This is a genomic window from Enterovibrio baiacu (assembly GCF_004120195.1).
Taxonomy (GTDB): domain Bacteria; phylum Pseudomonadota; class Gammaproteobacteria; order Enterobacterales; family Vibrionaceae; genus Enterovibrio; species Enterovibrio baiacui.
In genome coordinates this window covers 68,528-92,600 of sequence record NZ_SCHN01000017.1, presented here as the reverse complement: position 1 = coordinate 92,600, position 24,073 = coordinate 68,528, and the positions used below count along the sequence as shown (strand labels likewise).

Annotated in this window: 23 protein-coding genes and 4 tRNA genes; 11 read left to right on the top strand and 16 right to left on the bottom strand. The window is 49.1% G+C overall.

Going from position 1 to position 24,073, the window contains the following annotated elements; genetic code table 11:
- Positions 1-150 precede the first annotated feature (150 nt).
- The gene (ycaO, locus tag EQP46_RS18385; protein ID WP_129495033.1) at positions 151-1,902 is read right to left on the bottom strand and encodes a 30S ribosomal protein S12 methylthiotransferase accessory factor YcaO; all 1,752 of its coding nucleotides are present in this window, start codon (positions 1,900-1,902) and stop codon (positions 151-153) included.
- A 302-nt stretch (positions 1,903-2,204) separates the two neighbouring features.
- Here ycaO and EQP46_RS18380 point away from each other — a divergent pair, with 302 nt between their 5' ends.
- Entirely contained in the window at positions 2,205-3,365 is a 1,161-nt protein-coding gene (locus tag EQP46_RS18380; RefSeq protein WP_129495032.1) for a tetratricopeptide repeat protein, read from the top strand.
- Between the two features lie 12 nt (positions 3,366-3,377).
- Here the strand turns inward: EQP46_RS18380 and EQP46_RS18375 are convergent, their stop codons facing one another.
- A complete protein-coding gene (locus tag EQP46_RS18375) occupies positions 3,378-5,030 on the bottom strand; it encodes an ABC transporter substrate-binding protein (RefSeq protein WP_129495031.1) in 1,653 nt (550 codons plus the stop codon).
- Positions 5,031-5,383: 353 nt separating this feature from the next.
- On the opposite strand from EQP46_RS18375, the gene EQP46_RS18370 reads away from it, so the two are divergent.
- From EQP46_RS18370 to EQP46_RS18355, 4 genes are all read left to right on the top strand, one after another.
- On the top strand, positions 5,384-6,154 hold the full coding sequence (locus tag EQP46_RS18370) for an ABC transporter ATP-binding protein (protein WP_129495030.1): 771 nt from the start codon (positions 5,384-5,386) through the stop codon (positions 6,152-6,154).
- A 114-nt stretch (positions 6,155-6,268) separates the two neighbouring features.
- Positions 6,269-7,033 carry a transporter substrate-binding domain-containing protein gene (locus EQP46_RS18365; protein ID WP_129495029.1) on the top strand — a complete coding sequence of 255 codons (765 nt, stop codon included), beginning with the start codon at positions 6,269-6,271 and terminating at the stop codon, positions 7,031-7,033.
- A gap of 160 nt (positions 7,034-7,193) precedes the next feature.
- Positions 7,194-7,895, top strand: coding sequence for an ABC transporter permease (locus EQP46_RS18360; protein WP_129495028.1), 702 nt, complete (start codon positions 7,194-7,196; stop codon positions 7,893-7,895).
- 10 nt (positions 7,896-7,905) lie between these two features.
- Positions 7,906-8,628 carry an ABC transporter permease gene (locus tag EQP46_RS18355; RefSeq protein ID WP_129495027.1) on the top strand — a complete coding sequence of 241 codons (723 nt, stop codon included), beginning with the start codon at positions 7,906-7,908 and terminating at the stop codon, positions 8,626-8,628.
- Positions 8,629-8,777: 149 nt separating this feature from the next.
- Here EQP46_RS18355 and xthA read toward each other — a convergent pair whose 3' ends face one another.
- Complete coding sequence (xthA, locus tag EQP46_RS18350) at positions 8,778-9,584, bottom strand: exodeoxyribonuclease III (RefSeq protein ID WP_129495026.1); 807 nt, start codon at positions 9,582-9,584, stop codon at positions 8,778-8,780.
- A 242-nt stretch (positions 9,585-9,826) separates the two neighbouring features.
- Between xthA and EQP46_RS18345 the strand changes: the two genes are divergently transcribed.
- Positions 9,827-10,258 carry a hypothetical protein gene (locus EQP46_RS18345; protein WP_129495025.1) on the top strand — a complete coding sequence of 144 codons (432 nt, stop codon included), beginning with the start codon at positions 9,827-9,829 and terminating at the stop codon, positions 10,256-10,258.
- Positions 10,259-10,462: 204 nt separating this feature from the next.
- Positions 10,463-11,431, top strand: coding sequence for a glutathione S-transferase family protein (locus EQP46_RS18340; protein WP_129495024.1), 969 nt, complete (start codon positions 10,463-10,465; stop codon positions 11,429-11,431).
- A 123-nt stretch (positions 11,432-11,554) separates the two neighbouring features.
- Here the strand turns inward: EQP46_RS18340 and EQP46_RS18335 are convergent.
- The 4 genes from EQP46_RS18335 to EQP46_RS18320 all read right to left on the bottom strand — a co-directional run bounded on the left by EQP46_RS18335 (position 11,555) and on the right by EQP46_RS18320 (position 12,094).
- A tRNA-Tyr gene (locus EQP46_RS18335) sits at positions 11,555-11,639 on the bottom strand.
- A gap of 67 nt (positions 11,640-11,706) precedes the next feature.
- Positions 11,707-11,791, bottom strand: a tRNA-Tyr gene (locus tag EQP46_RS18330).
- Between the two features lie 67 nt (positions 11,792-11,858).
- Positions 11,859-11,943: transfer RNA gene (locus EQP46_RS18325), tRNA-Tyr, on the bottom strand.
- Between the two features lie 66 nt (positions 11,944-12,009).
- A tRNA-Tyr gene (locus EQP46_RS18320) sits at positions 12,010-12,094 on the bottom strand.
- Between the two features lie 245 nt (positions 12,095-12,339).
- Between EQP46_RS18320 and EQP46_RS18315 the strand changes: the two genes are divergently transcribed.
- Both EQP46_RS18315 and EQP46_RS18310 read left to right on the top strand, forming a co-directional pair.
- Positions 12,340-13,413 (top strand): efflux RND transporter periplasmic adaptor subunit, encoded by a 1,074-nt coding sequence (locus EQP46_RS18315; RefSeq protein ID WP_167482780.1) that lies wholly within the window; start codon positions 12,340-12,342, stop codon positions 13,411-13,413.
- Positions 13,414-16,533: a multidrug efflux RND transporter permease subunit gene (locus EQP46_RS18310; RefSeq protein WP_129495022.1), complete on the top strand. Its 3,120-nt coding sequence runs from the start codon at positions 13,414-13,416 to the stop codon at positions 16,531-16,533.
- A 108-nt stretch (positions 16,534-16,641) separates the two neighbouring features.
- Here EQP46_RS18310 and EQP46_RS18305 read toward each other — a convergent pair whose 3' ends face one another.
- Both EQP46_RS18305 and EQP46_RS18300 read right to left on the bottom strand, forming a co-directional pair.
- On the bottom strand, positions 16,642-16,920 hold the full coding sequence (locus EQP46_RS18305) for a type II toxin-antitoxin system RelE/ParE family toxin (protein ID WP_129495021.1): 279 nt from the start codon (positions 16,918-16,920) through the stop codon (positions 16,642-16,644).
- Entirely contained in the window at positions 16,917-17,201 is a 285-nt protein-coding gene (locus EQP46_RS18300) for a type II toxin-antitoxin system RelB/DinJ family antitoxin (RefSeq protein ID WP_129495020.1), read from the bottom strand. Before EQP46_RS18300 ends, EQP46_RS18305 begins: the two co-directional genes overlap by 4 nt.
- Positions 17,202-17,399: 198 nt before the next feature.
- On the opposite strand from EQP46_RS18300, the gene EQP46_RS18295 reads away from it, so the two are divergent.
- Entirely contained in the window at positions 17,400-17,717 is a 318-nt protein-coding gene (locus tag EQP46_RS18295; RefSeq protein ID WP_129495019.1) for a DUF1244 domain-containing protein, read from the top strand.
- 201 nt (positions 17,718-17,918) lie between these two features.
- Complete coding sequence (locus EQP46_RS18290) at positions 17,919-18,653, top strand: class I SAM-dependent methyltransferase (RefSeq protein WP_129495018.1); 735 nt, start codon at positions 17,919-17,921, stop codon at positions 18,651-18,653.
- Positions 18,654-18,685: 32 nt separating this feature from the next.
- Here EQP46_RS18290 and EQP46_RS18285 read toward each other — a convergent pair whose 3' ends face one another.
- The 7 genes from EQP46_RS18285 to EQP46_RS18255 form a co-directional block, all read right to left on the bottom strand.
- A complete protein-coding gene (locus EQP46_RS18285; RefSeq protein ID WP_129495017.1) occupies positions 18,686-19,207 on the bottom strand; it encodes a peptide-methionine (S)-S-oxide reductase in 522 nt (173 codons plus the stop codon).
- A gap of 119 nt (positions 19,208-19,326) precedes the next feature.
- Positions 19,327-20,013 carry a 7-cyano-7-deazaguanine synthase QueC gene (gene queC / locus EQP46_RS18280; protein WP_129495016.1) on the bottom strand — a complete coding sequence of 229 codons (687 nt, stop codon included), beginning with the start codon at positions 20,011-20,013 and terminating at the stop codon, positions 19,327-19,329.
- A gap of 90 nt (positions 20,014-20,103) precedes the next feature.
- Complete coding sequence (locus tag EQP46_RS18275; RefSeq protein ID WP_129495015.1) at positions 20,104-20,556, bottom strand: GNAT family N-acetyltransferase; 453 nt, start codon at positions 20,554-20,556, stop codon at positions 20,104-20,106.
- Between the two features lie 39 nt (positions 20,557-20,595).
- On the bottom strand, positions 20,596-21,018 hold the full coding sequence (locus tag EQP46_RS18270; RefSeq protein ID WP_129495014.1) for a hypothetical protein: 423 nt from the start codon (positions 21,016-21,018) through the stop codon (positions 20,596-20,598).
- A gap of 124 nt (positions 21,019-21,142) precedes the next feature.
- Positions 21,143-21,874, bottom strand: coding sequence for a helix-turn-helix transcriptional regulator (locus tag EQP46_RS18265; protein ID WP_129495013.1), 732 nt, complete (start codon positions 21,872-21,874; stop codon positions 21,143-21,145).
- A gap of 230 nt (positions 21,875-22,104) precedes the next feature.
- Positions 22,105-22,755 (bottom strand): NADPH-dependent FMN reductase, encoded by a 651-nt coding sequence (locus tag EQP46_RS18260; RefSeq protein ID WP_129495012.1) that lies wholly within the window; start codon positions 22,753-22,755, stop codon positions 22,105-22,107.
- A 107-nt stretch (positions 22,756-22,862) separates the two neighbouring features.
- A complete protein-coding gene (locus tag EQP46_RS18255; protein WP_129495011.1) occupies positions 22,863-23,933 on the bottom strand; it encodes a PLP-dependent cysteine synthase family protein in 1,071 nt (356 codons plus the stop codon).
- Between the last annotated feature and the right edge of the window lie 140 nt (positions 23,934-24,073).

Genomic DNA, 24,073 nt, shown 5'->3' with positions numbered 1-24,073 from the left:
AATTGAATTGTAATTTAATTACGTATTTTAAAAGAAGTAAACGTCGACTTTTCGTTACCAATGTTACGGTAAAGCATTGCAATCAATCGCTTATGAATGCCTCGTTGTGCGACTATTCATAAGCTGAATGATTTGCTGATAGTTCTCTTATTAAGACAACTTAGCCTTTGCGATTTGTAGCTTGTTATAAGAGCCAAGCAGCTTTTGGTGCGCGCCAAATGCGGTGAGATCGGCCTCTGGTGCGGTTAGGCCAAAGAAGCGGATGTCTCCAGAGATGGAATCCCAAACGGCATCTGTGGTTTCTTCGCCATAAATAAAGCCAAACGCCTGACGGTATTCCGCAGGATCACGTACGTCATCTTGTGCAAGCTCTAGGCTTGCGATCAGGCAGCGCATGAATACGGTGCGTGCTTGGCTGTAAATGGTGGCGTTGTAATCCAAACTCCACACTGCGAAGTCTTGTGCAGATTCCAGATCACCCATTGCCAGTGCCAACAGGCATTTCAGTTCACCAATGGTGAGGGATTTCCATGCGGTGTTTGCATCTGGGGCGATACCCATGAGTTCGCACACCATGTAGCTGTCATCGAAATCTGCCATTTCGAGCACATCGAACAGGAATTCAACGGACTCGTCGCTGTATTCAGAGGCGAGTAGCATCGACATAGCATCACGCAGATCGGTACCACGGTTGTTATTACACAGCTGAATTTCTTCAGATGGGTAAATTTCCGACCAACCTGGCACGATCACGCGACAGCAATTCACATCAAGGTGGGTGTAGTCGGCGATGTAAGCGTCGGCATCCTCAGCGTGCAGTTTGCCCAGTAGCCAATCGCATTCTTCTTGCGATGTGCCCTCGAAGTTCCAATCCGCAAACTCGATGTCGGCGGTGGCTTTGAACATGTCCCAAGACACCGTGCCTGATGAGTCGATGAAGTGGGTTTCAAGGTTGTGGTGATCGGCCACGTCTTCGTCGTGGAAAGACGGCGCTTCGAACACATCCAGATCTTTAAGGCTGCGACCTTGAAGCAGTTCGGTCACGGTACGCTCCAGCGCCACCTGAAAACGTGGGTGCGCACCCCAAGAGGTAAAGCAGGTGCCGTTGTTTGGGTTAAACAACGCAACGCAAATCACGGGGTATTTGCCACCCAGTGACGCGTCGTACGCGACAACAGGGAAGCCTTCGGCAATCAGCGCATCAATAGAGGCTTGAACCGATGGGTAACGCGCCATCACGTCGGATGGAATTTCCGGCAAGCTGATGCGTTCAGCGATAATGCGGTTTTTGATGGCGCGCTCGAACACTTCAGACAGTGCTTGGCTGCGTGCTTCAGTTTGGGTGTTACCCGCTGACATGCCGTTCGACACATACAAGTTACCAATCACATTCATTGGTACATACACGGTTTGTTGGTCGCGTTGGCGCTCAAAAGGCAGGGCACAAATGCCGCGTTCTTCGTTGCCGGATTGCAGGTCAATGAGATCGCTGGCAGCAAGGGTGTCTTCTGGGTCATAGAACGCTGACATGGCATCGTCCAACAAGCCTTCTGGCAAGCTGTCGTCATCGGTCAGTGGAAACCATTTCTCGTTCGGGTAATGCACAAACGGTGCGTTGGCAACGTCATCACCCAAGTAGAAATCGGCGTAGAAATAGTTACAAGACAGACGCTCAAAATACTCACCCAATGCAGAAGCTAATGCTGCTTTCTTGCTGGCACCTTTGCCGTTGGTGAAGTTCATCGGCGCATCAACGTCGCGGATATGAACAGACCAAACATTGGGTACTGGGTTTAGCCAAGAAACAGGTTCAACGTTGAAGCCATACGCAGTGAGTTTTTCCTCAAAGCGATTGATGGATTCTTCCAGTGCGGCATCTTTACCAGGGATATAGGTTTTCATGGGAATCTCAGTCTCATAAGGGGGCGGCGAGTATAGCCCGAATAAACGTGCTTCAGTAAACATATCTTTATTCGGATCAACAGACCCGAACCGAAATGTTGTCAGGCTATAGCAAGGTAGCAAAGGGTGTGACAAATCGGGAATTCAAACAAAGCGCATAACGAAAATCGGTCATTTTTACGCCTGTTTTTCTCATAAAAATGAGGATTGTCGTTTCCATGCAAAAAATCGGCGTTAAAACGCACGGATATTGTCCGATCTGCGTTATAGTCGATTTATCAGATCGTTAACGGCTAAGGGATATGAAAGGGTTCGGTATTGCTATCCTCTTTATGAGTGCATCATTTTCGGTGCTTGCCAACGATCCTGATTTAGCCCGTCATCTCACGCGTATCGAACAATTGCTGTCGAATGAGCAATATAAAGATGCGTCCAATTTGGCCAAAGCGCTTGTTCCTGATAATGACGAACAAAAAGCCCTGCATCAGCGTCTTCTTGGGTTTATCTACCTGCAAGACGGCGACCTCGACCGCGCATCGCTTGCTTATACCAATGCCCTGAAATACAGAAAGCTGCCACCAAGCCTTCGACAAGATGCTTTGGGTGCGTTGGTGTCTATTTCGATGAAGCGTGACAGACCTGATGTCGCGGTGCGATATGGTCACCTTTATTTAGAAGAATTCCCGCCGTTCCAGCCGGTAGAGCAGCTGTATACCCGCGCTCTGTTTGCTGAACAGTATTATGACCGTGCGCTAAAACAAGCCAATGCGGTGATTGCGCGCTATGCCGATGCCCCTGAGTTTATGTGGCAGATTAAGGCGTTGAGCGAAGAGCAGTTGTTCCAAGATCGCGCGCTGATCAATACCACGAGAAACATCCAACAACGTTACGGCAATGATATTCGCTGGCAGCGCAAGCAAGCGGGAGCGTACGCCCGTCTAGGGCAGTTACGACAATCGCTGCGTTTGTATCAGGAAGCCAAAGAACAAGGCATGGCGCTAACGGGGCAAGATTATCTCGATATGGCGCATATTTCCGCGCAATTGGGTAAAGCATCGCAAGCGGCGCAGTGGCTATCACAAGGCGTGACAGAAGATGCGGCACTCAACGACAGAGAGACGCAGAAACGCCAATTGCAGTATCAAATGCAGGCTTCTCTATGGCGTGATGCGTGGGTAACGGCAGAGCAATTGAACCAAGAGCCGGAATTGTCATTGCTCAAAGCACAGTGCCGTATTGCTTCGCAATTGCAGCAATGGCCAGATGCCGCGGAGCTGGCGCAACGCGCGATCGCGATGGGCGGTGAAGATGATCCTTTCCTTTGGGAGATTCTTGGTTACAGCGCGATGAAAACCAACCAATTCGACGTTGCCCGACATGCGTATGAAACCCTCAAACGACTCGAACCTGAGGGGGATGCGGATGTGTGGTTGAAAACCTTAGAATTGTTAACGACAGAATAAAGCGAGTATCTTCTACTCGCTTACTCGCGCTTCGGTCGGGTATAGATCCAGCAATTGAATCAAACGCATTCTTTCGGTCGGCCAAATCGTTGGAACGGCAGGCTTCCCTTTTTCTGTGTGCCAACCTCTATAGCGTGTTGATGTGTATTCAACGGTTTCAAGCTTGTAATACAGCGGCACGGTGATTTGCTGTTCTGCAATGCGCAGGTGCAGCTTATTCACCACATCGCGCTGGGCACTTGGCGACGTTTGAAGAAGAAAATCGCTCAGCAATCCATCAATCACATCGTCTTTAAAAAAGTGGTGCGCGAAACGCGGCGAGCTTGGTGCGTGATAGTCACTGTTGAAGGCTTCGTTTAGATAGCGGAAAGGCGTGTCACCAGACGGGTAGTTAGTGATGCTGATGTCGTAGTTCGCCGTTGCCATGTCCTCTATGTATTTCGGGTAAGGCAATTCTTTCACCGACACCTTTAAACCAGCCGTGCCCATCATTTCGCTGACAACGTTGGCTGCGGACGTGAAGTCACTCCAACCGGTTGGGGCAATGATCGACAGCGCTAAGGGTTTGCCTGAGGGTAACTCGCGATAACCATCGCCATTCGTGTCAGCCAATCCCATTTCATCCAACAAACGCTGCGCCACTTTGGCGTGATTGCGAATGTAGTAAAGATGCTGCTCCGCAGCCGATGGGGCAATCCAGTCTTCAAATTTTGATTCAACGCCACTCGCAAACATGGCTTTTTGGCCTTGCCCAAACACGGCAATATCAATCAACAACTCGCGCGCCAAACACATGGATACCGCACGACGGAATCGCACGTCGTTAAACACGGCTTGAGTATCGGGGTTTGCATGTTTGAAGTTGAACAGCAAACTGACGATTGTCGAAGGCTGGTGGTAGTAGTGATAGTCACGGGAATAGGAGGCGTAGTTGCGCTCAATGTCGGGAATGAATGCGCTCGCCCAATCAAACTCGCCGCTGCTGAGGCGCGAGATCAATTCATCGTTTGTTCTGACGGTAGGATAGCGAATACAGTCAATATTCAAAGCCTCTTGTTGCCAGTAATGCGGGTTGCGACATTGCACAATGTTATTACTGGTGAAGGCTTTGATGGTGGTGAAAGGGCCGGTTCCAACAGGGTGCTGGTTGAGGTAGCTTCTTTTACCTCGGATGTTTTCCCAGATGTGCTTAGGCACGATCACGGCATCTGCTAAACGTTCGGCGATTTGCGCGTTAGGCCGGCTTAACGAGACGTATACCTCATTTTTACCACGTTTTTCGACACGTTCGACCCACTTCCCGAGCGAATTGTAATCCAGTTCTGGTTGTTTATTCAGCAAGGACAAACTGTAAACGACGTCATCGCTCGAAAATGGTGCACCATCAGACCAGGTGATCCCTTCACGTAAATAGAGGGTGATGCCTGTTAAATCAGGCGAGAGTGCGTAGCGCTCAGCCAAGCGAAAGTGGGGTGTGCCGTTGTCGAACACCATGAGGGGTTCGTAGACAAAGTCATGAGTCGTCGCCAAGGTATCGCTGCGAAATGGATTGTAGTTACGCACGAAACCATTCGAGAGCTCAGGGATGATTGTCAAAGTATTAGGCATTGCAGCGCTGGTGGTAGACACCAACACGAAACACAAGGTCAAAAAGCGCAGCAGCATGAATCTCTCGTTATTGAATTTAAAGAGTATTTTTCACCGATTACACCCTACACTAACCCTAACTATGCATCAATGATATCGACGCAGTGCACAAAAATCGCTCTGATTATTTATGCGATTTATATGACTTAAATTTTAATTTGTGGAAGGTTAACAAATTGTTGCTGCTGGAAGTAATGGATGTTATTTTCAAAGAAATGGGCTTCAGTAGTGGAATGTGTTGTAACACGTGAGAAAGTTACAACTTAGTCAAATAAGCGCTGACCCCAAAAAAGTGAATAGGCAAATAACAACAACACACAGCCGAATGTGTGCACATTGAACGTGCAAAAAAAATGACAGGAGTCAGGCGCATGAGCGAAGCAGTAGCGCTGCAAATTAAAGACCTTCACAAAACATTTGGTCAACATGAAGTATTGAAAGGGATCTCTCTCGACGCTAACGGCGGCGATGTTATTTCTATTATCGGCTCTTCCGGCTCAGGTAAGAGTACGTTTCTTCGCTGTATCAACCTCCTCGAAACACCTACCAGCGGTGAAATTTGGGTCAATGGTGAATTGATCGAAATGAAGCCGGGGCGCGGCGGTGTTGCTGTGCCCGTGAGTGACAAGCAAGTGCAACGCATTCGCTCTCGTCTCGCGATGGTTTTCCAAGGGTTTAACCTTTGGTCTCACATGACGGTGATGGAAAACGTCATCGAAGCCCCTATCCATGTTCTCGGTGTCCCAAAAGCAGAAGCCATTGAGCGCGCAGAAGCCTACTTGCAGCGTGTTGGTTTGTACGAACGCCGTGATTACTACCCAGGACACCTTTCTGGTGGTCAACAGCAGCGTGCCGCGATTGCGCGCGCATTGGCGGTTGAGCCAGAAGCTTTGCTGTTTGATGAGCCAACCTCAGCACTTGACCCTGAGTTGGTCGGTGAAGTGTTGAACGTGATGAAGATCTTGGCAGAAGAAGGGCGCACCATGTTGGTTGTGACGCACGAAATGGCGTTTGCGCGTGATGTGTCTAACCATGTGATGTTCTTGCACCAAGGCCTTGTGGAAGAACAAGGGCACCCTGAAAAGCTCTTCAGCAACCCTGAGTCAGAGCGTTTACAACAGTTTATATCGTCAATTTACTAATTTTCCGTTTGTGTTTGCTAATACTAATAGAGAGCAAATCAACGCAAATGTGACAATACGGCGGATGGCGATGGAGTTTTGCCGTCCGTGTTAAGTACCTAAGGAGACATTAAGATGAAAAAGTGGTTAGTTGCAGCTGCCGTAACAGCAGCACTTGGCGCGACAGCAGTTCAAGCTAAAGAATGGACAGATGTTCGCATCGCTGTTGACGTTCCTTACGAACCATTCGAATACAAAGCGCCAGATGGCACCTTGACCGGTTTTGAGGTGGATCTGGGTAACGCTGTGTGTGAAAACGCCAAGCTAAACTGTAGCTGGGTCGTTCAGGCATGGGATGGCATCATTCCAGGTCTTAAAGCGCGTAAGTATGACGTTATTTTCTCTTCAATGTCGATCACCGAAGAGCGTGCGAAGCAAGTTGCTTTCACTAAGCCTTACTACAACACGCCAAGCGGTTACTTCGCACCAAAAGCATCAAACGTAAACCCAAGTGACGTTGCTTCACTGGAAGGTAAGCGTATCGGTGTTCAGCGCGGTACAATTCAAGACAACCACGCGACCGACACCTTCGGCAAAGTGGCTGAAATTAAGCGTTACACAACCGGTGATGACTTGGTGCTTGACCTGCAAGGCGGCCGTCTTGATTTGGTTCTGATTGATTTCCCTGTAGGTGAAGCCGCAATTTTGGGTGCTTCTGACGGTGCGAACTTCAAAACCGTTGGCGAGAACATCCAACTGGGTGGCGGTGTAGGTGCTGCAATGCGTAAGCGTGATAAAGACCTACTGGCTATCTTCAACAAATCACTGGATGAAGTGAAAGCAAACGGCACATACGAAGAGATCATGAACAAGTACTTCAAGTACAACATCAAAATGTAATGACTCGGTATGGTGAGTGAAGGTCCACAGGGTGAACCTTCACTCACACGCCAAAGCAATACTCTGCTTATCAACGACAAGCAGAATGTTCCAAAGGGAGCAGGACGTGCTCCCTTTTGACCGATTGGGTGACATCGGTTTTTACGTGCAGGAGGAAAGGATGTTAGATCTGCATGGTTATGGCCCTTCCATATTTATGGGCGCAATTCTGACCGTTCAATTGGCGGTGTTATCAGCAGTGATCGCATTGTTGCTGGGCTTGATAACAGCAATGGCGCGTCTCTCAAAAAATCGCATCGCGCGTGGCGCAGCAACAGTGTATTCCACCGTGGTTCGCGGCGTGCCTGACTTGGTACTGATGTTGCTGATCTTCTTCGGCGTTCAGATCATGCTCAACAACTTTTCTGATTGGCTCTATGACAGCTATGAAATCGATGTTTTCTTTAACGTCGACGAGTTCACTGCCGGTGTGTCTACTATAGGTTTCATTTTCGGTGCCTACATGGCGGAAACCTTCCGCGGCGCATTCCTTGCGGTTGACCGTGGTCAGCTAGAAGCGGGTACGGCGTATGGCATGAACAACTGGATGGTCTTCCGTCGCATCATGTTCCCTCAGATGATGCGCCATGCCTTACCGGGTATTGGTAACAACTGGCTGGTGTTGGTGAAAACCACCGCATTGGTTTCTGTCATTGGTTTGGCGGACATGACGCGCCTTGCGAAAGAAGCGGCGGGTGCGGTGAATGAACCGTTTAAATTCTTCATCCCGGTTGCCATCGTGTATCTGTTGATCACCTCGGTGTCGGAACTTGGCCTAAAGCGTCTGGAACGTAAGTTCAGCGCGGGTGTGGTAAGAGGCTAAGGAGAGCGGAATGTTAGAATCACTGTATGCCTTTCTCGATCAGAACGAGATTTTCACTTCAACCACCATTCTTCATTACTGGAGTGGGTTGACGGTGACTGTTCAATTGGTGGTGCTTTCCCTGTTTTTAGGCCTGATTTTATCTGTGCCTTTGGCGGTGGCTAGAACCTCTAAAAACCCGTGGATTAACCGTCCAGTTTGGGTTTATGTTTACATTTTCCGTGGCACGCCACTGTTGATTCAGCTGTATTTGATCTACTACGGTGTGGCGACCATTGAAGGCATTCAACAGTCCATGTTCTGGGCGATTGTTGAAGATGCCTTCTACCCGTGTTTGTTGGCGTTTGTGCTCAATACCGCGGCATACACCACTGAAATTCTGCGCGGCGCCATGATGGCAACCCCACGCGGCGAAATCGAAGCTGGCATGGCCTATGGTATGTCGCGCTTCACCATTTTGCGCCGCATCATCCTGCCATCATCATTCCGTCGCGCGCTGCCTGCGTACAGCAACGAAGTCATCTTCATGCTTCACGCCAGCTCCATTGCGTCTGTCGTGACCATTATCGACCTCACAGGCGCAGCACGAGACATCTACGCGCGTTTCTACGCCCCGTTTGATGCCTTCCTGTTTGTGGCTGCGATTTACTTGTGCCTCACGTTCACGATTGTGTATGGCTTTAAGCGTTTGGAAAAACGCTGGCATAGACATTTGAGGCCGTTGGAGAGTTAACTGCAGATTGCGAGAATCGAGAAAGATCAAAAGAGCAGATAAAGAAAAAGCCAGCATGAGAGTGCTGGCTTTTTATGTTGAGGAGGCAGAATCGCTTTTCGCTTTAGGCTTTTACTCGCGACTAGACTCTGCTCTTTCTCGACCCTGAATTACTTAAATTCCGCCCAAATCGGCGCGTGGTCGGATGGCTTTTCAATGCCACGCAGTTCGTAATCAATGCCGGTATCGATGCATTTCGCCGCGAGCGGGGCGGTGGCAAGTACCACATCGATGCGCAGGCCGCGGTTGTCGTCGAAGCCGCGTGAGCGGTAATCGAACCACGAGAACTTGTCGTCTGCGTCTGGGTATTGCTGGCGGAAGGTGTCTACAAAGCCCCAGTTCATCAAAGTCGCGAGCATTTCACGTTCTTCGGGTTGGAACGAACACTTACCGGTTTTCAGCCAGCGTTTTCGGTTGACGTCGCCGATACCGATATCAAGATCGATAGGGCTGATGTTGATGTCGCCCATCACAATCACGTTTTCGTCATTGGTGTGTGCGTCGTTGAGGTATGTCATCAAATCTTTGTAGAACTTAATCTTGGCTGGGTACTTGGTTTCATGGGCGATGTTTTCGCCTTGTGGGAAGTAGCCATTCAGTACGGTCACTTCACTGCCGTCTTCTTGCTTGAATGTTGCTATGATCATGCGGCGTTGTGCGTCTTCCTCGTCCGTTGGGAAGCCTTTTAGCACCTTGATAGGTTCTTCTTTACACAACATTGCCACACCGTAGTGGGCTTTTTGGCCGTGAAAATACACCTTGTAACCCATGGCTTCGACGTCTTCGAGCGGAAATGCTTCGTCGTGTACTTTGATTTCCTGCAAGCCAATCACATCGGGTTGGTGTTTTTCGATCAGGGCTTGGAGTTGATGAAGGCGGGCGCGTAGACCATTGATATTAAATGAGATGACTTTCATTCGCTTTTTCTTCTCTTTGTTTGTGAAATACGTCGAGCGATAACCAGTGTACCGCATCTCAGCGCATTTGGGCTGAGAAAACAGTGAGTAAGCCGAAGCTTCTGTATCGTCATAGAAGCGAAATCTTGTGTTTGCAACTATGCTGTAAACAAAATAATGCGCTAGATACAGATTGATTGACAATCAACGCGTTGCTCGCGGTTTCTTTGTTGTGGTGTTTCACGACGTGACGGAGGCAATTAATGAGAACAATGACCTTGTTTAAAGCCAGTTTGGCGGTGCTCGTGACTGCGATGCTGTCCGGCTGCGGGGAGTATGGAGACTTCACCACAGAGCAAATATGCAAAGCCAGTATTGCCGCGATCAAGAAGAAAAGCCCAACCGTCATGACCGTGGATAAAGTGGTTGTAGAAGCCGAAACCGAGCTCGATGTTTACTACATCTCTTACCGACGTCCCGATGATGGCGGTAAATGGCACGTTCGCTGTAAAGTGAACAAGACCCGCGCGATTTGGTCTCAAAACGAAGGACGCTGGCGCGATCAGGCGCAAGATCCGACGATCCGTTTTGAAATCGAAGACGATGAAATCACCATCAACGAATCCTACCCTGATGGCAGTGAAGCCAGCAATGTGACCTTTAATATCAGTTACCTTGGCGGTAAACAAAGTTAGATGTATTGGGAACTCTTTGTCGGGCTGCACATGTGCAGCCCGATTTGTTTCTCGCTTTGATGCTTTGTTGAACTGAAAGCTGTTGATGTCCAATATGGCTGTGCATCTTGTTCAAAAATCTAGAACAACACTAACAAGTTTGTCATGCCGACTTTCTTTGCCTTACTTTTTATACTTTCTCTATGGAAATAAGGGAGAAGCATAATGGGTAAGTTAGTTGACGGCGTTTGGCATGACGTTTGGTATGACACCAAAGCGTCAAACGGTAAATTTGTTCGAGAAGATGCGGGTTTTCGTTCTTGGGTAACACCAAACGGTGAGGCTGGCCCTACCGGTGATGCTGGGTTTTCTGCTGAGTCTGGCCGTTATCACCTCTATGTTTCTCTCGCGTGCCCTTGGGCACACCGCACGCTGATTTTCCGCAAACTCAAAGGGCTTGAATCGCACATTGGCCTCAGTATTGTCAGTGCTGACATGCTGGAAAGCGGCTGGGCATTTGATGAACCAGAATCGCTGTACGGTTTTGACTTCATGCATCAGCTCTATACCAAAGCCAAAAGCGATTACACCGGGCGTGTTACCGTGCCGGTGCTTTGGGACAAAAAGACAGAGACCATCGTGAGCAACGAGTCGTCTGAAATCATTCGTATGTTTAACACGGCATTCAATGGCCTGACAGGGAACACGGACGATTACTACCCGGATGCGTTACGAAACAGCATTGAAGAGTGGAATGCGACGATTTATCCGAACGTGAATAACGGTGTTTACCGCTGTGGGTTCGCGACCACGCAAGAGGCGTATGAAAGCGCATTTGATCAGCTCTTTGGCACACTAGATTGCCTTGACGAGCATTTGGCGACGCATCGCTTCCTGACGGGCGGACGCATCACAGAAGCGGATTGGCGATTGTTCACCACGTTAGTACGTTTCGATGCCGTGTACGTGGGTCACTTTAAGTGTAACCGCCAGCGTATTGCGGATTACTGCAATATCTTCAATTACATGAAAGAGTTGTATCAAGTGGAAGGCGTGGCAGACACGGTGAACATGGAACACATCAAACGCCACTACTACTACAGCCACGCGAACATCAACCCAACGCGCATTGTGCCAAAAGGGCCAGAGCAAGATTTGTGGACGCCGCATGGCAGAGAAGCTTTGAGCATCTAAGCTACGTGGAATCTACGCCGCAGCTAATTCATTGTCGATAGCGCCCAACACCGACGTATTCAGCGCAAAGTGACGATGATTAAACGCAAAAAAGCCAGCTCAATGAGCTGGCTTTTGCAATGATGGTGGTGGGAGAAGGATTCGAACCTTCGAAGGCGGAGCCGTCAGATTTACAGTCTGATCCCTTTGGCCACTCGGGAATCCCACCACGAGTTTTTCTTTTTCTATGTTGCGTTGCGTTCTTAATGTTGCCCATCAAGCCGCAAGGCGAATGATGGTGGTGGGAGAAGGATTCGAACCTTCGAAGGCGGAGCCGTCAGATTTACAGTCTGATCCCTTTGGCCACTCGGGAATCCCACCACGAGTTTTTCTTTTTCTATATTGCATTGCGCTCTTAATGTTACCCATCAAGCCACAAGGCGAATGATGGTGGTGGGAGAAGGATTCGAACCTTCGAAGGCGGAGCCGTCAGATTTACAGTCTGATCCCTTTGGCCACTCGGGAATCCCACCACGAGTTTTTCTTTTTCTCTGTTGCGTTGCGCTCTTAATGTTTCCATCAAGCCACAAAGCGAATGATGGTGGTGGGAGAAGGATTCGAACCTTCGAAGGCGGAGCCGTCAGATTTACAGTCTGATCCCTTTGGCCACTCGGGAATCCCACCACAAGTGCGGGGCGCATATTATCAAACACGTCCGTGCTGTAAAGTATTTTCTCTAAAATACGATGCGTTTGCTGGTTTTTTCAACGCCATGATGAAAAGGCGAGCGAACTGGTCAAATTTCTTTCCAATCTCGTAAGTTAATACATTCTGTCGATAGCAAAAACTTCCATGGATTTACATTTCTTTACCGCACGTAAAAGGTGCATCGAGTAGACTATGGCGAGTTGTTCTTCTTGGTTTATAAAATGAAAACAAAAGCCCTTTTCACAGCCCTTGTCGTTATAGGTGCTGCCAGTGTCTTTGTCTGGCAAAAAAACTCCGAAGCCGCGGGCCAGTCGTCTGCGAAACCGACGCGTCCTGCGATTGCGGTTGCGACCTCGAAAGTGGAAGCCCACCCGGTTTCTCGAAGCCTTTCTTTGATTGGTAACCTTAAATCTGAACACTCTGTGGTGATTGCGCCGGAAGTGGGTGGGAAGATTTCGGCAATTTACGTTACCGCGGGTGAAAAAGTGGAAGAGGGCGCATCGCTTCTAACACTGGATACCGCGAAATCACAAGCGGCTCTGGCCGAAGCGCAAGCGTTCCATAAAGACGAAGTGCGTAAGTTGCGTGAATACAGCAAGCTGGTTCAGCGCGGCGCATTAACCAAAACAGAATTGGATGCCCAACAGGCAAGCGTTGATGTGGCGAAAGCCCGTCTGGATGCTGCCACGGCTGACTTCAACGACCACCATATTAAAGCGCCTTTTTCTGGTACCGTTGGCCTAGTGGACATTACGCGAGGACAGTTAGTTTCTGCGGGGGAAGCCTTGTTGAACCTGGATGATCTTTCATTGATGCAGTTAGACGTGAATGTGCCAGAGCAGTACTTCAGCGATCTGAACAAAGACATCAAAGTAACAGCACGTTCGAAAGCATGGCGCGACCAAGCGTTTGAGGGGCAGCTGACGGCGGTGGATTCACGCGTCAACAATGACTCGCTTAACCTTCGCGCTCGCATCAACATCGACAACCAAGGTGACTTGCTTCGTCCTGGCATGATGATGGAAGCCCTGTTGGATTTTAAACCGCAGATCTCGTCAGTGATCCCTGTTCAAGCGATCGAATATTCGGGCACGAAGCGTTTTGTTTACCTTGTGGGTGATGATGGTATTGCCAAGCGTACCGAAGTGAAATTGGGCGCGCGTGTCGATAACAAAGTGACCGTTGAGAGTGGATTAGCATTGGGCGATCGCATTGTTGTGCAAGGCCTTGTTAGCATGCGAGATGGCACAAAAGTGAATGATCTCACCGCAGCGAAAAGCGCAGAGGGCAAGTAAATGTGGCTCTCGGATATTTCCGTTAAGCGACCGGTTGTCGCGATTGTTCTGAGTTTGCTGCTCTGTGTGTTCGGTATCGTTTCCTTCGAAAAGCTGGCCGTGCGTGAATACCCAGACATTGATAGCCCTGTTGTTTCGGTGATGACCCGATATGCGGGTGCGTCTGCCAGCATCATGGAAAGCCAAATTACCCAAGCGCTCGAAGATGAACTGTCTGGCATCAGTGGGATTGAAGAAATCACCTCTGTCAGCCGCAACGGCATGTCGCGCATTACCGTTGAGTTCGACATTGATTGGGATCTCACCGAAGGCGTGAGTGATGTGCGAGACGCCGTTGCCCGTGCGCAGCGTCGTTTGCCTGATGAAGCCGACGAACCTGTTGTGTCTAAATCTAACGGCTCAGGCGAAGCGTCTATCTACATCAACCTTGCCTCGCCAGAAATGGACCGCACTCAGCTCACTGAATACGCACAGCGCGTACTGGAAGACAAATTCAGCCTGCTAACGGGCGTGAGTTCCGTTGAGCTTTACGGTGCGCTTTACAAAGTGATGTATGTACGCCTTGATCCTGTTTTGATGGCAGGTCGTGGCGTGACAACAGATGACATTACTTCTTCATTGCGTCGTGAAAACTTGGAAAGTCCGGGCGGTGAAATCCGTAATGACATCACCAAAATGACTGTGCGTACGCAGCGTTTGTACCAATCGCCAGAAGATTTCGAATACCTTGTGGTGCGCACCGCGTCAGACGGCAGTCCGATTTACCTGCGTGATGTAGCAGATGTGTACATCGGCTCACAGAACGAAAATGCGACCTACAAAAACAACGGCGTCAACAACCTAAGCCTCGGCATTGTAGCGCAGTCTGATGCAAACCCACTGGATGTTGCGGTCGGCGTGCGTGCGCTGGTGGAAGAGTTTCAACCTTTCTTGCCGGCGGGCGCAAGCTTGTGGGTGGATTACGACTCAACGGTGTTTATCGAGCGTTCGATTGATGAGGTTTACAGCACCTTGTTTGTCACCGGAGCGCTGGTGGTTCTGATCCTCTACATTTTCATTGGTCAGGCACGTGCCACGCTGATCCCGGCGATCACCGTGCCTGTGTCCTTGGTATCGGCGTTTATTACCGCGTACTTCTTTGGCTTTTCGATCAACTTATTGACCTTGATGGCGCTGATTCTGGCGATCGGTCTGGTGGTGGATGACGCCATCGTGGTAGTCGAGAACATGTTCCACCACATCGAAAAAGGCGACACACCGCTTGTGGCGGCGTACAACGGTACACGTGAAGTGGGCTTTGCGGTTGTGGCAACCACCGCCGTGTTGGTGATGGTGTTCCTGCCGATTTCCTTCATGGATGGTATGATCGGCAAACTCTTTACCGAGTTCGCCGTGTTGCTGGCAATGGCGGTGATTTTCTCATCCGTGATCGCGCTGACCCTGACCCCTGTAATGGGCAGCAAAATCCTGAAAGCCAATGTGAAGCGCGGCAAATTCAACATCATGGTTGATAACTTTTTCAGTCGCTTTGAAAACAGTTATCGCAATGCGTTGACCCTTGCTATTCGTGCTCGCTTCGTCGCACCCATCGTGATTGCAGCCTGTGTGGGTGGCAGCTACTTCTTGATGAAAGCACTGCCAGCACAGCTTGTTCCGCAAGAAGACCGCGGCGTGTTGATGGCGTTTGTGAAAGGCGCAGAAGGCACGGCTTACAACCGCATGGTAGGCAACATGGAGCAAGTGGAGCAGCGTCTACTGCCATTGGTAGAAGAAGGGCTTCTCACCTCTATCAGCTTACAAGCACCAGCATTTGGTGGCATGGCGGGAGACCAAACGGGCTTCGTGATCATGCAGCTAGAAGATTGGGACAACCGTGACCAATCTGCAGAGCAAGTGCTAGGCCGCGTTCGTCAAGCGTTGGGTGGCATTCCGGATATCTTTGTGCGTGCGTTCCTGCCGGGTTTCCGTGGTGGGTCAAGCGAGCCTGTCCAATTTGTGTTGGGCGGCCCTGATTACGATGAGCTGAACAAATGGGCGCAAGTGCTGTTGGACGAAGCGAAAGCCTCACCGATCTTGCAAGGCGCGGATCTGGATTACGCGGAAACCACGCCAGAGCTTGTGGTGAACATTGACCGCCAGCGCGCCGCTGAGTTGGGTATCAGTGTGGACGATGTCTCTAACACCATGGAAGTGATGTTGGGCGGCCGCACAGAAACCACCTTTATCGATCGTGGTGAAGAGTTTGATGTTTACTTGCGTGGCGACGAATCTCGCTTCAACAGCAAAGACGACATCAGCCAAATCTACATGCGAACGCGCACTGGCGAGCTGGTGAGTTTGGATACCTTGGCGGAAGTTGAAGAAGTGGCGTCATCGCAATCTCTTCGTCACTTCAACAAGCAAAAAGCCATCACGCTGAAGGCGAACTTGGGTGAAGGTTACACTTTGGGTGATGCCTTAACCTTCCTGGATGCGAAAGCCATTGAGCTGCTGCCAGCCGATATTTCTATCAGCTATTCCGGTGAGTCGGCAGACTTTAAAGACAACCAAAGCAGCATCCTGATTGTGTTCGGTTTGGCGTTGTTGGTGGCGTACTTGGTCCTTGCCGCGCAGTTCGAAAGCTTTGTGAACCCCTTGGTGGTGATGTTAACCGTCCCTATGGGGATCTTTGGTGGCTTTGTTGGCTTGTGGATGACAGATCAAGGCCTGAACATTTACTCGCAGATCGGCATGATCATGTTGATTGGTATGGTCACCAAAAACGGCATCTTGATTGTTGAGTTCGCGAACCAGCTCCGTGACCGTGGCGAAGCCTTTGAACAAGCGATCATTGATGCGTCTGTTCGCCGCCTCCGTCCGATCATGATGACCGCGTTCACCACCATCATTGGAGCGTTGCCGCTGATCTTCTCAACAGGTGCCGGCTATGAAAGCCGTGTGGCTGTAGGCACGGTGATTTTTGCGGGCATGACCTTCGCAACGGCGGTTACGCTGTTCGTCATCCCTTCAATGTACCGTTTGCTGTCTGTGAAGACCCACTCACCGGGCTTTGTTGAAGCACAGTTGAATGCTGAGCTTGAGCAGATCAAACCGCACCGAACGAGTCATGGGGATTTTTAAGAGCCAGGTGCGAGAAAGAGCAGATTCGAGTCTCTAGAAAGATCAAAAGCCAGCGGAGATGCTGGCTTTTTTGTGTTTGTGGTAACGCACCGGTTAGGGGAGATGTCTCTAATTCGAGGGAAATTTTTGCTTATGGTGCAACACGCGCATGACGCGGATGTGTGAGCCATCAATCCAATAGGACACAATCATCGAAACCTCAGGAATGATGAGAAGCCTTCCCTGAATACCGTCTCGTTGAACGCCCATTAAAGGCTGCTCTAATAGGTTTTCGACTTTTTCCTCGATCAGTTCATCGGTTTTCTCGGCCGCATCGGGGTTGAAGTCATAAAGGAATTCGAAAATCTTTTCGCGATCGTTAAGAGATTCTTCTTCCCAAAATATCATTGGCGACCTCGTTGACGAATTTTTGCTTTTCGTTCTGCCATCCGCGTTTTGGCTGTGTCATGTTCTATGAAAACTGCCTCGTTTGCGTCGAGTTTATCGAATGCTTGGTTTACTTGCTCTGTTAACCAAACGTCATGAGACAAGGCCTTTCGTTGCTGTTCTGCCAGTTGTTCCGTCAGTTCGCGGCATGCATCGCTCAGTGTTCTACCTTGGCTCTCAGCCATTTGCTGTGCCAAGCGCTTGGTCTCTTCATTGACTCGAAATTGAATGCGAGTATCCATTTTAGGCTCCTGATACGATGTGTGTACAAATGTTAGCACTGGCGATCATTGCTATCAACTTTGCTTGATGTGAGTGAAGCGCGTATCTCACCCACCTTTCAACTTTCGCATTTTCCTTTTCTTCCCTTGCCCTGATTGTTATGTTCTTACCCATAACAAGAATTTTGCTTTCAAAAACGCATTTAAAGGATAAAAGCCATGTCGGATAAATTGACGCAACAGCAGCAGGATGAATTAGACGCAGCCACGTTTCGCCGCTTTTTGTCGCACCTCGACAACAACAAAGACGTGCAGAACATTGATCTGATGATCCTTGCGGATTTCTGCCGTAATTGCCTTGGCAAATGGTACAAAGCCGAAGCGGATCAGCGTGGCATTGACGTGAGCGATGACGAGGCTCGTGAGCGTGTTTACGGCATGTCTTATGCAGACTGGAAAGCCAATCATCAGCTTCCAGCGACCGACGAGCAAATGGCGGCGTTTAAAAAGCGTCAGGATGCCAAAGAAGGTAAGTAAGCCTCACATTGAGATGAAAAGCGCCATTTGGCGCTTTTTTTATATCTGCCACTATTGTCTTTTTGCATGTCAGCGACACTCTCAAATTGAGGATTAATATTGGGTCGTGTTTAAATTATTGATTTTTAATAATAAAATAACTGGCCTTTATCTTGCTTAGTCACTTTTGAGTTCATAAGAACACTAAAAGGGGCACGATTGATGAAAGCGGATGTAAGAAGATTATCTACCGAACAAACCGAAGCGTTTGATGTGGAATACATCGACAAAGCCCTGTTTCTGGTACTGACCACCCACATAGATAAGCAGTTCGATACCAGCCAACCTTTCCATTTGCTGGATGTTGGCGGTGGGAATGGCATGTACGCGGATAAAGTGCTCGAACACTATCCTAGTGCTGATGTCACTGTGGTAGAGCCTGAACAAGCATTGCTGGATAAAAATCGCGTCCATCCCAACAAACACCTCCAAGCATCCACCTTTCAAGAGTCATCGCTGCAGACTAGGCACGATATGATCCAGTTTAACTGGGTACTGCATCACTTTGTTGCTGACAGTTTCAGCCAAACCTTGAACGCTCAGCAAAACGCGCTTGATACCGCTTACCAAAACCTAAATCCTGGCGGTTTGTTGATCGTGTTTGAAAACCTGTATGAAGGCGAGTGGTTACACGACCTGCCGGGACAGCTTATCTACCGCTGCACTGCGTCGAAACTGTTAACCCCTTTGTCGCATCGAATGGGTGCGAATACCGCAGGCGTTGGGGTGAGCTTTCACAGCCATACGAAATGGCAGCAAATGATAGAAAAAGCTGGATTCAGAACAACCGTGTATGTTCCTTGCTACCATTTCGGCAACTTAGGGAAATTAGTGAAATTCGGGCTGCACTTGAAAGAACAAAAAGTCGGCATGTTTATCGCCATTAAGGAGCGGTAACGTGGAAGAGATAAGCGCCGAACGGCGCTTTTTTATGCGTGTTGCGCCTCGAGAATGGTTTCTCGAAGGTAGCGCACTGCACTGGGTTTTATCAGCCTTGGAAACGTGACCGCCAGCGCTTTTAGCTTCGGCAGGATTTTCGAATCACAAAACGGCTTGTCAGGCTGACGCCAAAAGTAGTTTTGCACCGCTGATGGGTTGGGGTAAAACGCCACAAACGGTTTGGCTGTTGTGATGACAGGTGCATCATAATCACTGGCGGCGAATGCGATGGCGCTCATAACTGCCGTATGTTGATCACTGCTGAGCGGATACATGGCGCTTGGGTATCTTTCTCTCGCGCTGTGGTTTGATGTGCAAGAATGCGTGGAAAGGTGCACGCGAGCGATATCTTCCAGAGAAATGATCTTTTCATTGAACGCAAAGAACGCCGCTTCTACGTACTTTCCATCATGAGATTTTACGAAGCCTTGTTCGACATTCGACACGCCGTTCAGCGCATTAAACACGGCTTCCATGCACCAATAGCAGGTGCCACTTACCGCAATGTACATGCTTCCTCCTCGTTAGGCCTACAAGAGAAGAACCGAGGTTTTCGCCAATGTATTTCATCAATTGCTAAAAAAGGCAGCCAAGCTGCCTTTTTACTCATGTCTAACACAAAGGTATCGACTTAATGACGTTTACTTTCCAGTGACGCCATTACGTTTTCTTTGTCTTCAAGATAGCTGTCGAGACCCTTCTGGCGAAGGTCACAGGCAGGGCAGTCGCCACACCCTTTGCCGATCACGCCGTTGTAGCAAGTCAGGGTGTTATCGCGAACATATTCCAATTTGCCGTATTTGTCTGCCAGCGCCCAGGTTTCTGCTTTGTTCAGCCACATCAGGGGTGTACGTAGCTCGAGTTCGCGGTCCATGCCGAGTACCAGTGCTTTGTTCATCGCTTGCACGAAATCGTTGCGGCAATCTGGGTAGCCTGAAAAATCGGTTTCGCAGACGCCCGTAATCACGGTTTCCGCCCCCAATTGGTAAGCGTAAATCCCTGCCAATGTCAGGAACAGAATGTTGCGCCCTGGTACGAAGGAATTCGGTAGGCCGTTTTCCTGCAACTCATGAGACACAGGAATGTTGTCGCGCGTCAGCGAACTGATCGCCAGTTCATTGAGCAAGCTGACATCCATCACCTTGTGCGAGGTTGCGCCGAGTGCTTTTGCAACATCTGCCGCCACCTCAATCTCTTGCTTATGGCGCTGACCATAATCGAAGGTCATACAATGTACTTCGTCAAACTCAGACAATGCTTGGATCAGACACGTGGTTGAATCCTGCCCGCCACTAAAGACGACAACCGCTTTTTTCATGGGTAACCCTTTCGCTCATCACTAAATGCTTTTTATGGGCGAAGTGTAACGCAGAAGCGAGAGCAGCTCTATGCAGAGCGATGCTTTTCCTCACTTGGAAGACACATCCAAAAAGTAGTGGAAATAGGTGGTGTCTTTCACATAGCCCAGCGATTCATAGAGTTTTTGTGCGCCGATGTTATCGGGTGCAGTTTCTAATGCGAGCCCATTTGCACCGGTTTCAATCGCGAGTGCTTTGGCGGCGTTTAATAGGGCTTTCCCCATGCCTTTTCCTCGCTCGGAATCGAGAACAAACAAATCGTTCAGCACCCAACTGCGCTGTGCCGACACCGATGAGAAGGTCGGATAAAGTTGGGTGAAACCTGCGGCGTCACCGCGTTCGTTTCTGGCGAGAAACACAACCGATTCGTTGTTAGAGAGGCGCTCTTGAATAAAGCATGTGGCCAGTTCGATGTCGTCAGGCTTGCCATAAAACACACGATATTGGTTAAACAGATCGGCAATGGCGGGGATATCACTGGTTGTTGCTTGAATGATGTTCATCTCGAGGGGCCTCCTTGACCTTGGGGTCTGTCTTTTTCGTTACGATGTTTTTTCTAACTGCCATGTCCCATTGCAGACAGCATTAGTGACTTTCCAATCACCGTCGATGCGATCGTGGTTTGCTGTGCCTGCGAAACGGTATCCCCACTTTTGGCTATCGGCATACAAAGCCAGTTCGCCTGTGTCACTGACAAAGCCTTCTAAATAGGTGTTGTTGTACATGAGGCGAAGCGACACTTTCCCTTCTTTGATGGTGCCAATAATGCGGGTTTGCAGGCAGATATTATCGCCACTGATATCCGTGCGTTTTCCTTCCCATTCGCCATCAAACTGGGTTGATACGTTGAAAGGTGCAGCAACAGGTAACGGCGGATTGAGTGGGGCTCTGTCGGCACCGAACATGTCTTCAACCATCATGATGAAGAAAAAAACGGCGCTGGCAGCGATGAGGTACTTTTTCACTGTGGTCTCCGTAAGCTTGAAATGAAAACAGTATCAAATTGAAATGATTGAAAAATGTAACACGTACCGCTGTGGAAAATAGGTGAATGACGTGCGCTGTGTGAGAGGTCAGTCGCGAAACCCTTTACAGTTCAATGATACCGAGACTGATGGCTTTCGCGACGGCTTGTGAGCGGTTCACCACATTGAGTTTTCGAAATGCATGGGATAGATGAAACTTCACCGTGCGTTCTGACAAGGTGAGGATGGCGGCAATCTCCCAGTTACTTTTTCCTTCTTTGGCCCACGCGAGCACTTCTTTTTCTCGTTCGGTGAGTTTGGGGACGGAAATGGTTTGGCGATTAAAGCTGCCTGTGCGGCTAAACATCTCATGGATGTGCGGGGCAAGGTATTCCAAGTAAGGGGTGAAACGTATGGTTTTTTTTTCACTTTCGAGTGCCAGTGAAACAATGGAGAGGCCGGTGTCGCCAGACACCTGAATGGAAATTCCATCTCGCCCTAAATGCTTTTTGTAGCCTTTGCTAAAATTGTCGCACTGAGCAAGAGGCTCACAATCACGCCAAGATACCGCTTGATTAACCTTTTGAATGCGTTGAAGAACAGGGTCAACACGCCAATATTCGAGGTGTTGATAGGCTTCCACCCAACTAAATGGCGTGTTCTTTCTTAATACTTGCGTACTCGAGGTGAGGGTGAAGGCATTACGGTGATCAAGCGAGATCATGGCGGAAGAGAAAGGGATCACATCATGAAGTCGGTCCAGAACTTTATGGGTGTTGTCATTGTCGCTGTTAGAGGTAATACAGAGCTGAGTGATATCCATCAACTGCAATAAGGTTTTCTTGTTCGCATCCATGCTTACAACCCACCATTTAAAAGCGAATGAAGAGGCAGTGTATCCTTGTTTGTTGATGTATTGCTTTTCTGGATGGGTTGTTTTTGAGTTACTTATCAATTTGTTATGCAATAATTGATGATTGCAACAGTATGAGCGGTAAGGGAAGTGCTACTCGCTATTGAAAGATGATTTCGTGGCAGTTTTTCATCAAAGAAACCTTGTCGGAGTAGCATGATATTCTCGACGGGTTAAATCAGATTCTTGAATTCAAAAAACGGCTTTTGGCTGAAGGATTGCGGTCGGACACCGGATGTAGCATGTGGAGCTACAACGCGTAAAAAACGCGAGAGTTCGGTGTCTAATTTTACTTGATCGCTAACGTTCAACTTCCCATCTTTAAAAGCGTCGTAATAGCAGCCCAAACTGTATGAACCAATGATCTTCGCACCTTGTAACGGGAGCACTTTTTCCATGATGCTAAGGTTCGTCGCACCGCCGCTTTTATCTCGAGATGTGCTCATGAGCAAAACGGGTTTATTGCCAAAAAGCGCGATTTCATCCTTGCAAGCGCGAGCAAGCCAATCGAGTAGATTTTTGAATGCCGCAGGCATGAGTCCATTATGGTCTGGGGTGGCAATAATATAGCCATCATATTGACGAATCGTGCTTTTAATTCCCGCTAAGCGTTCAGGAAAGCCCAACACGCGCTGGTTATCTGCGTTATAGAGGGGCAAGGAAATGTAGCGCATGTCCAGACAATCGACAGCCACTCCCTTGATGTCGGATGTTGCAAGCTCAAGCAGGTTTCGGTTGATCGACAGTTCGTGGCTACTCGCAGAAATCGCTAATATTTTTTTCACGTCACAGCTTATGTCAGGACAAAGAATGATGCCCATCATAGTGTGTGACTGATTAATAACTACCTGTACGCTCGTACAGGTGGCATTGCTGATGCACAAAAAAGGGCGCAACGCGTGCACCCTTAATCGAATGAAGTGTAGGCTAATTAGCAGCTGTATTTCTGTAGTGATTCTAGCGTTGGTTTGATGTCACCGATATTTTCCTTCACCCATTCCTCGTTGTAGTAGCAATCAAGGTAGCGTTCGCCGCTGTCGCAAAGCAATGTCACGAGTGAGCCGCGTTCGCCGCGTGCTTTCATCTCTTCAGCCAGCATCAACACACCCATCAAGTTGGTGCCGGTTGATGGGCCTGCTTTACGGCCAAGAATGCCTTCAAGCCAGTGAACCACGGCCACACTGTCAACGTCCGCGATGGTTTCCATGCGATCAATCACACCTGGAATGAAGCTTGGCTCAACGCGAGGGCGGCCAATGCCTTCAATTTTACTGCCGCGATCCAGCGTTAAGGTTTTGTCGCCTGTTTTAAAGTAATCGTGGAATACCGAGTTTTCAGGATCGACGGCCATCAACTGCGTTGGGTGGCAGCGGTAGCGGATGAAACGGCCAATGGTGGCGGATGTGCCGCCAGTGCCTGGGCTCATGACAATCCAGCTTGGGATTGCGTAACGTTCGAACTTCATTTGGCCAAAAATGCTGTTGGCGATGTTGTTATTGCTGCGCCAGTCTGTCGCGCGCTCTGCGTAAGTGAACTGATCCATGTAGTGGCCGTTCAGCTCTTCAGCAAGTCGGTGCGATTCCGCGTAAATCTCATCAGAGCGCTCGACGAAGTGGGCTTCACCCCCGTAGAACTGGATCTGCTCGACTTTCTTTTTCGACGTGGTTTTTGGAACCACAGCGATAAAACGTAAACCCAACAGGCGCGCAAAATAGGCTTCAGAAATGGCGGTGCTACCTGATGAAGATTCGATGATGGTGGTGTCTTGGTTTATCCAACCATTACACAACGCATACAAGAACAGCGAACGTGCAAGACGGTGCTTCAAGCTGCCTGTCGGATGTGTACTCTCATCTTTCAGGTAGATATCGATATCATCGAAGTACGGAATATCCAGCTTGATTAAATGGGTATCCGCCGAGCGTTGAACATCGGCTTCGATTTTACGGATAGCATCGCAGACCCAGTGGGACGGAGTGGCACAGCAAGGGGCTTCAGTCATTATTGGCAGTTCTCAGTGTTTTAATGGGTATAGGTAAACTTTAACTGCTTGTTCAGAGTATTGTTTTTCCATTTACGCTCGAATAATCGAAAGTGTTAGAAAATTATTCTACAATTGTCGCTTAGGTGAAAATAATTTCT